General features: G+C 66.0%; 9 protein-coding genes. 5 read left to right on the forward strand and 4 right to left on the reverse strand.

The genetic code is table 11. From position 1 onward, the window contains the following. Positions 1-556: 556 nt before the first annotated feature. Positions 557-1,231 (reverse strand): hypothetical protein, encoded by a 675-nt coding sequence (locus FNH08_RS54225; RefSeq protein WP_407704557.1) that lies wholly within the window; start codon positions 1,229-1,231, stop codon positions 557-559. Positions 1,232-1,575: 344 nt separating this feature from the next. On the opposite strand from FNH08_RS54225, the gene FNH08_RS40755 reads away from it, so the two are divergent. Next, entirely contained in the window at positions 1,576-2,181 is a 606-nt protein-coding gene (locus tag FNH08_RS40755; protein ID WP_152776558.1) for a dihydrofolate reductase family protein, read from the forward strand. Positions 2,182-2,326: 145 nt separating this feature from the next. Here the strand turns inward: FNH08_RS40755 and FNH08_RS51230 are convergent, their stop codons facing one another. Further along, a complete protein-coding gene (locus FNH08_RS51230; RefSeq protein WP_194238797.1) occupies positions 2,327-2,623 on the reverse strand; it encodes a hypothetical protein in 297 nt (98 codons plus the stop codon). 226 nt (positions 2,624-2,849) lie between these two features. Between FNH08_RS51230 and FNH08_RS40765 the strand changes: the two genes are divergently transcribed. The 4 genes from FNH08_RS40765 (at position 2,850) to FNH08_RS40780 (ending at position 5,710) form a co-directional block, all read left to right on the forward strand. Further along, positions 2,850-3,164, forward strand: coding sequence for a hypothetical protein (locus tag FNH08_RS40765; RefSeq protein WP_322726274.1), 315 nt, complete (start codon positions 2,850-2,852; stop codon positions 3,162-3,164). Positions 3,165-4,052: 888 nt separating this feature from the next. Beyond that, positions 4,053-4,523 (forward strand): DUF6082 family protein, encoded by a 471-nt coding sequence (locus tag FNH08_RS40770; protein WP_152776559.1) that lies wholly within the window; start codon positions 4,053-4,055, stop codon positions 4,521-4,523. A 108-nt stretch (positions 4,524-4,631) separates the two neighbouring features. Further along, positions 4,632-5,246, forward strand: coding sequence for a TetR/AcrR family transcriptional regulator (locus FNH08_RS40775; protein ID WP_152776560.1), 615 nt, complete (start codon positions 4,632-4,634; stop codon positions 5,244-5,246). Beyond that, the gene (locus FNH08_RS40780; RefSeq protein WP_322726275.1) at positions 5,243-5,710 is read left to right on the forward strand and encodes a DUF6069 family protein; all 468 of its coding nucleotides are present in this window, start codon (positions 5,243-5,245) and stop codon (positions 5,708-5,710) included. The genes FNH08_RS40775 and FNH08_RS40780 overlap by 4 nt, the downstream gene beginning before the upstream one ends. Positions 5,711-5,814: 104 nt before the next feature. On the opposite strand, the gene FNH08_RS40785 is transcribed toward FNH08_RS40780, so the two are convergent. Both FNH08_RS40785 and FNH08_RS40790 read right to left on the reverse strand, forming a co-directional pair. Continuing rightward, complete coding sequence (locus FNH08_RS40785; RefSeq protein WP_322726276.1) at positions 5,815-6,387, reverse strand: DUF4760 domain-containing protein; 573 nt, start codon at positions 6,385-6,387, stop codon at positions 5,815-5,817. Positions 6,388-6,617: 230 nt separating this feature from the next. After that, positions 6,618-6,885 (reverse strand): primase C-terminal domain-containing protein (locus FNH08_RS40790; protein ID WP_194238798.1); only part of this gene is annotated, 268 nt, incomplete at its 5' end.

Below are 6,885 nucleotides of genomic sequence, written 5' to 3' on the forward strand. Positions count from 1 at the left end.
GCCCCTGACCAGGTAGATCGGTCAGGGGCCGTTACGCTGCGGTGGGTGTGGGCGCCCGCTGTTCCCCGGTATTCCCCGCTCGATCGGGCACGCCAGGGGCACGACTCTCAGCAGCTTGACGATCAACTGGGTGAGGGCCGTGATCCAGTGCTGAATCGATGGCGATTTCGTTGCTTTTTGTGCACTGATGGGCGAATATCTCCCCATGGCCGATGGCTCTCCTGCAGCTGGTGACTGGGCGCCAGGCTCCGCCCGCGAGGCCGAACAGATGACCGAGATGCGGCGCCAGGTTGCGCGGCTTGTCGAAGAGGCTACTCACCAGGGGTTGCGGGCTCGCAATTGGGCGCGTTTCTGGCATTCAACCCACATCCTCCTGGGCTTTCCTGCCGCTGTGCTGGCTGCAATTTCTGGAGCCGCCGGACTAGCGTCTGCTGACTTGCGTGTGCCTGCGGCTCTCCTCGCGTTGTTGGCCGCTGGCTTCTCCGCAGGTGAGGGTTTTCTCCGCAGTGACTCACGTGCGGCTGTCAATCAGCGCCGCAAAGTGGCTTGGCGTGTTCTAGAGGCGGAGGCCCGTCTCGTGATGGCGCGGGAGGCGTACACAGACCCATCCACCTTGTACGACGCTCTCCATCTCCTCCTGGAGCAGCGCAAGATCGCGATGGTAGGTGCATGGGGGGTACCTGAGGACGCAGGTCCGCAGCCGGATTCCGTCTGACCCACCCGCGAGCAGGTCGTCTAGGTCGGTGGAACGGCTTTGGGCTGGAGCTGCTTTGGGGCGAGTGATCATGGCCCCGTATGCTTCCGGCGCGTCGGGCAGCATCCAGTCGGCGGCGCCCTCGGGCAAGTGGGCACGACCGGCCCGAATCAGGGACTTGGAGAGTTTGGCCCCGGTGTCGGTGACCACTTGGGGGCAGAACAGGCGGGCGGGCAGCTGAGCGCGGGTGAGTCCGATGGCCTGGAGGGCCTCGTCCACGAGGAGGGAGCCGAAGACCCAGTCACCGCCTTTGACCATGACGTGCAGGGTGCCACCGTCGTGGGCGGTCAGCGCGAGTTCCTTCACCAGGTTGCGGTACAGCGGGGCCAGGTCGAGGTAGGCGTCACTGCGCGGGGTGATGGTGGCCTGGTACGCGCCGTGATGCAGGCAGACGGCCGCTGCGTGTGCGGCCCCCGCCGGCGCTGGCGAAGACCGGCGCGATCGGTTCGCCGTCGATCGGAGCGGGGCCGTACTCACGGAAGTGCTCCGCCGCCGTCGCAGGTGAGTGGATGAAGTACCCGCTGTCGACGTCGGGCAGCGAGGCCTCACCGATCACCCAGTAGAGCGGGGTGGGCCGTTCGCGGGTGGGGCTGAGCTGGGGCTTTGACAGAACTCAAACCGCCGTTCCCAATAGCGTGGAGATCATTCCCGACTGCGTGCATGCCGCAATCATGTAGGCCTCCGGCCCTCCGAAGCAGTGCCGCTCCGCCGACCTGATCGGCTGCAGCGTCATGGGTTTTCTCGTTACTCCACAGCGCGGCCGATGAGTTTGTGGCTCCCGGCCGGTCCAAGCTCGTGACACCCCAGGAAAGGACACCGCCATGTCGGAGCTTCTCGTCGACTTCATCACCTCCCTCGACGGCCACGCATCGGGAGAGGGATGGCCCGGGTTCTGGGGCCTCGAGGGCCCGGAGTACCTCGCATGGCTCGGCGAGCAGCCCGAGGCCACCTACTTGATGGGAGCGAACACCTACCGCCTGATGTCGGGCTTCGCCGCAGGCGAGGTTCCGAATGGCCAAGACGAGTTCAGGCCCGAAGAAGAGGCGTCCGTCGACGAGCTCACGCAAGCGTCCAAGGTGGTGTTCTCCTCCTCACTCGAGGAGCCACTGACGTGGGCCAACTCCAGGCTCGTCCGCGACGACGCCGTCGAGGCGGTCCGCGCCATGAAGTCGAGTGGCTCGGGGCTCCTCAGCACGATCGGCAGCCTAAGCCTGTGCCGGTCCCTGCTACGAGCCGGACTCGTCGACCGCTTCCGGGTCGTGATGTTCCCGGTGATCACCGGGGCCACGGGCGAAGAACGCATCTACGACGGCTATCCGGACGTTGCCCTCGAGATGATCGAGCACCGCACCTTCGACGGCCGTATCCAGCTGGTCGAGTACAAGCCCCGCGTGCTCGAGCACCCGCCGCTCGGCGTCCCTGCGTGACGTCGACCCGTCCGCCGGTCTGGACGGCCGCCAGGCCGGCGCCGGCGGCTTCGGTCGCTGGGCCCTCACCCGCGTCCTTCACTCCCCACATTCCCCACACGCTTCAAGACGCAACGAAGTGGAGGGCGGGGGTCCCTGGACGATTTCAGAGATCCTCATCAGCTGGGGTTGTCTGGAATCGCTGTTGGCAGGTGATGACGAGGCGTCCGTGATAGCTCTGGCCACCCTCCGCAGCGGCGCCACCTACTGGGTGGGAGATCGGGCACAACCCGCAGGCCGGCATGCCGGAGTCTTCAAGCGCCGTCTTCAGCGCATGCGGATGCACGGACTCGAACCTCTTGGGCTGGAACGAGCAGTGCAACTCATCCGCGAACATGGCCAGCCCGTGCGCACAGGGATGATCGATTTTGCCGATCGGACATGGACCACCCTGCTCTTTCACACCGAGGACGGCAGCGCACCAGTGGCCTGCGCCGGCTGGCCGCTGCCGCTGGTTGTCAGGGAGCCACCGCTTTAGGAGTTCGATCGCTCCTCGGCACCATCGGGGAGCCTCCTGGCCACGCTGGCTGTGCCAGACCGCCTGGGAGTGCTGACGTCCGGCGCCGGTGATGTCACTCGTGGATGTCAGAACGGAGTAACCCGCGTGCGCTCGCTGACACGATGGTCCCGTGGTTGACCTGGAGCGCATCAAAGCAGAGACCGAGGCGTACTTCCGAGCACTCGATGAAGCCGCCACCCAGCGGCACCACTTCCGCCACGCGGACGAGGAGGGCGGCTTGTGGTACATCGAGGCCGTACCTGACCGCGGTGAGTTGGTTGTCATCAAGCAAGCCGAGCTGACTTCGGACGGCCAGCTCCACCGGTACAGCGGGGAGCACTTGGAGGACGAGCACGGCTTCCTGACAGACAAAGCGATCGATCCTGAAGAGGATCCGCTGGAGGCCGTCCCGGCCGAAGAGTTCCTGCGGGTGTGGACTCGGTGAGCGGGCTGGACAACCCCTTCAGGAGCGAGGCGAGGGGTGTGCGGCTCTGACCTGGGAGACGTTCAGATGGACGGATACGGGATCAGCTACCTGCCGGCCACCGCAGTTCCCCGTGGTTCCTCGCTGGATCTGGCACGGGTGTGGCACCGGGAACTTCTGATCCGTAACTCTACAGAGATCGGTCAACAAGGGTCATAGAAACCCTCGTTCGGTCCCTCAGAGTGGCTTTTGGCCATGCCCGGTTGCTGTGGTTGCTGTACTTCAGTGCTGTACCGCAGGGACCAAGGCGAGTTCAAGGGTTGGACGCTGATGTCCTGAGCGAGCGATCATTTTCCGATTAGACGGCCGCCGCGGCTAGATGGTGGATCAAATGGAGATCACGCACAGTGCGCAGGTTGTTGGTGCCGATGGCCAGGGCTGGGTTGTCACCTGCAACCTCGGGTACCGGTCCGAGCGGATCCGTGCCCTCTCCACAGCTCACCAGCACAAGGAGCAGCACCTAGACCACCCTCACCTCCGGGAACTGGAGGGACTGGAAGGGCGTCATGCTGGAGAGATCGTGGCTGCTCACTCGGGAGGCTGGGTTGTCTACTGCAAACCTCGGTTTCCGATCGGAATGGCTCCCCGATAAGTTCACCGCCCGCGAGACGATGAGACGGCATTTGGATCAACCTCCCTATGAGGAGTGGGCGAAGTGACCAGGCAACTGGTCAGGGGCCGCTGTGCTGCCCGGGCTCCCCTCGGCGCCGTGTGGTCCCGCAGGGACGGGCACGCTGCGGGTCAGATTTCGCTTGGGGCTCTCGCGGTACCCCAGGGGAGGGTCCGTTTGAAGTGCCTCGCAGTCTGGGCAGTCAGTGATGGCTAAAGACAGCAACGGGGGTACTTGGAATGAATCAGGCTGTTTCGCTGATCTCGCTGGCCATCTCCACCGCCGCTCTCGCCGTCATTGCGGTATCGCTTCTCTATCAGTCTCGGCAAATGAAGATGGCCCAGGATGAGAATATGAGGACGCATCATCGCGAGCTGATCGTCATGTCGATGAGCGATTCGGAGCTGCGGTCCTGCTGGGGTGGTGACATGCCCAACGAAAGCGAGGGGAGGGGCAGGCAGTTGATGTTTGCGAACCTGATCTTCTCCTGGTATTACTCGGCCTACATGACGAAGGATGTCACCGAGGCGCAATTGCGGCTGAACCTCGACTCCTTCTTTCGTGGAGAAATAGGGCGGGAGTACTGGAGAGTCGGCCGGTCCGGATGGATCGACCTGACGAATGCCGCGAAGGCTCGAAAGAAGCGACGGTTTCCGCAGATAGTGGAGGAGTGCTACAGGGCTGCCTCGGTAGCGGCCTCCAGGTACTGAGCCGGGTGAACGAACGGTGGTGCGGGGCCTCGTCGAGTCGGGGAAGAGTGCACGGAGTGAGTACTCACTCATTGACGGAGTGAGTACTCACTCCGTACTCTCGTGGTCATGACAGCGCCTGAGGAGAACCAGACCACCACCCGCCGCCGCGCCCCCGGCATGACGCCGGAGCAGCGCCGCAAAATGATCATCCAGACCGCGATCCCGCTGATCGCCGAGTACGGCGCCGCGGTGACGACCGCGAAGATCGCCCGCGCCGCGGGCATCGGCGAGGGCACGATCTTCCGGGTCTTCGCCGACAAGGACGAGCTGCTGCACGCCTGCATGGCCGAGGCTCTCTCCCCTGAGCACGCGGTCCGCGAGCTCGACGCGATCGACGTATCCCAACCGCTGCCCGACCGGCTCGCGGAGGCGGCCGAGGCGCTGCAGGCGCACCTGTCCAGGATGGGCGCGATCGCCGGCACGCTGGGGCATCGCGGCGGCAAGCACCCCGGCACGGTGCGCGGCGCGGGCCGTAACGAGTCGACGACCCGTATCCGCGCGGCCCTCGTGGAGCTGCTGGAGCCCGACCAAGCGGCCCTGCGCCGGCCGCCGGAGCAGATCGCGGCCCTCTTCTTCGGGCTGCTCTTCACCCAGCCGCGCACGGAGGACGAGCCGGACCTGACCCCGCAGGAGCTGGTGGACGTCTTCCTGAACGGGGCGCTCTCCGGGGGCGCCGAGTGAGCGAGCGCAGACGGCGCTCAGGGGCTTCGGGCCTCGCGGTCCTGGCGCCTGTCCTGGTGTGGCTGGTCGCGGACCCGGTACTGGGGCACCGGCTGCGGATCATCGACGGCGGGCAGACGCTCGACATCGGCGCCGTGCCCGTGGCGGCCGTCGCACTGCTCGCGTCGCTCTCCGGCTGGGGGCTGCTGGCCGCCCTGGAGCGGTTCGGGGTACGGCGCGCCCGCGTCGTCTGGACCGGGGTGGCCGTCGCCGTACTGGTCATGTCCTTCCTGCCGTTGACCGGCGACGGCATGGACGGCGGCACCCGGGCCGCGCTGGCTCTGATGCACCTGGCGGTGGCGGCGGTGCTGATCCCGGGCCTGCGTACGAAGGACGCCGCCGCGGCGGCACCGCCGGCACCAAGTACGTGGCGACCAGGACCGGACGGAGGCGGCCCCGCCAGAGCGTCGCGCGGCCGGGGATGACCGTCATAGCGCCCACCACGATCGAGACGAAGAGCGGTACCTGGTGGGTCGGGCCGCGGCACAGGGCTCGCTACGGCGCATGGCTCGCTACGGCACAGGGCTCGCTACGGCACAGGTTGTCCCTGTGGGGGCAGGTTTCCGCGCGGAGGCAGGTTTCCGCTGCCTCCAGTGGGAATGACGGATCGGCGTGGCTCCATTTGGCCGGCGAGCCACTCCAGGTTGTCCCACACGCGCGGCTCGCCGTGCTCCTTCCGCTGCGCCTCGGCCCACGGCCGGTAGCCGTTCCAAACGGCGATGATCAGGCCGCCCCATGCCTCGTCAATGACTTCTCGGTCGAAGGCGTCCGACTGCGCGCCGACAGCCAGGAAGTTGAAGGTCGTGAGGTAGGACGTGATCAGCTTCGTCGCCTGATCGTCGCCCGACAGTGAGCGGTTGATCAGAGCGGCAGTGGCTTCGTGATCCCGTTCGTCAGGTATTCCCTCGTCGAACAGCGCCTTACGCCGATCCATGTTGGCCGTGAGGTATTCCATGGTCGCCTGCTTGCGGCGCCTTTCGTGGTCTTGGCCTGTGTTACGAGACAGCAGGAGGAGCTGCCACGCCAGTGCGCCGAAGGCAACGACACTGACGAGCAGGGAGCCGAAGGAAGCAAGCAGGGACCACCGCTCATACGACGTCACGGCCGGAAACCTTACGGAGGACTCGCAGTTGGCGGGGCTGTTTGACATCAGTTCCTGACATCAGTTCCTGACATCAACGTCCTCGCACACAGGCGTACAGCTATGGACTCCTCTTGGCTTCGCGATGACCGATCGCGACCGCAGATCGACAGTCCACCATCTCCGTGGCTTTCCCCTGCTATATGAACGGTGGCCGGCGGACGCCAGCCGCCCTTGGTGTTCTTCGATATTCAGGGCCGCTGCCCCGACATCCGTGCCGCCGAGGCGATCGTCGAGCGCGCTTCCCGTTCCGTGAGCCCCGTGCGGACCGCGGCGTCGGCCAGGGCGTCGGCGAGGTCCGGGCCGATGCCGTTCTCGTAGGCGCGGCAGGCGGCCCAGAAGAGGCGGGTGTTGCGCTGGCCCTCGTGCGCGGCGAGGACGAACTGGATCAGGCCCTGGCCGTGCTGGGCGGTGGATGTGGCGGTGGGCGTGGTGGTGGTCGGGTGGTGGGTACGGGGT

Source organism: Streptomyces spongiae (assembly GCF_009377185.1).
In the GTDB taxonomy this organism is placed as follows: Bacteria; Actinomycetota; Actinomycetes; order Streptomycetales; family Streptomycetaceae; genus Streptomyces; species Streptomyces spongiae.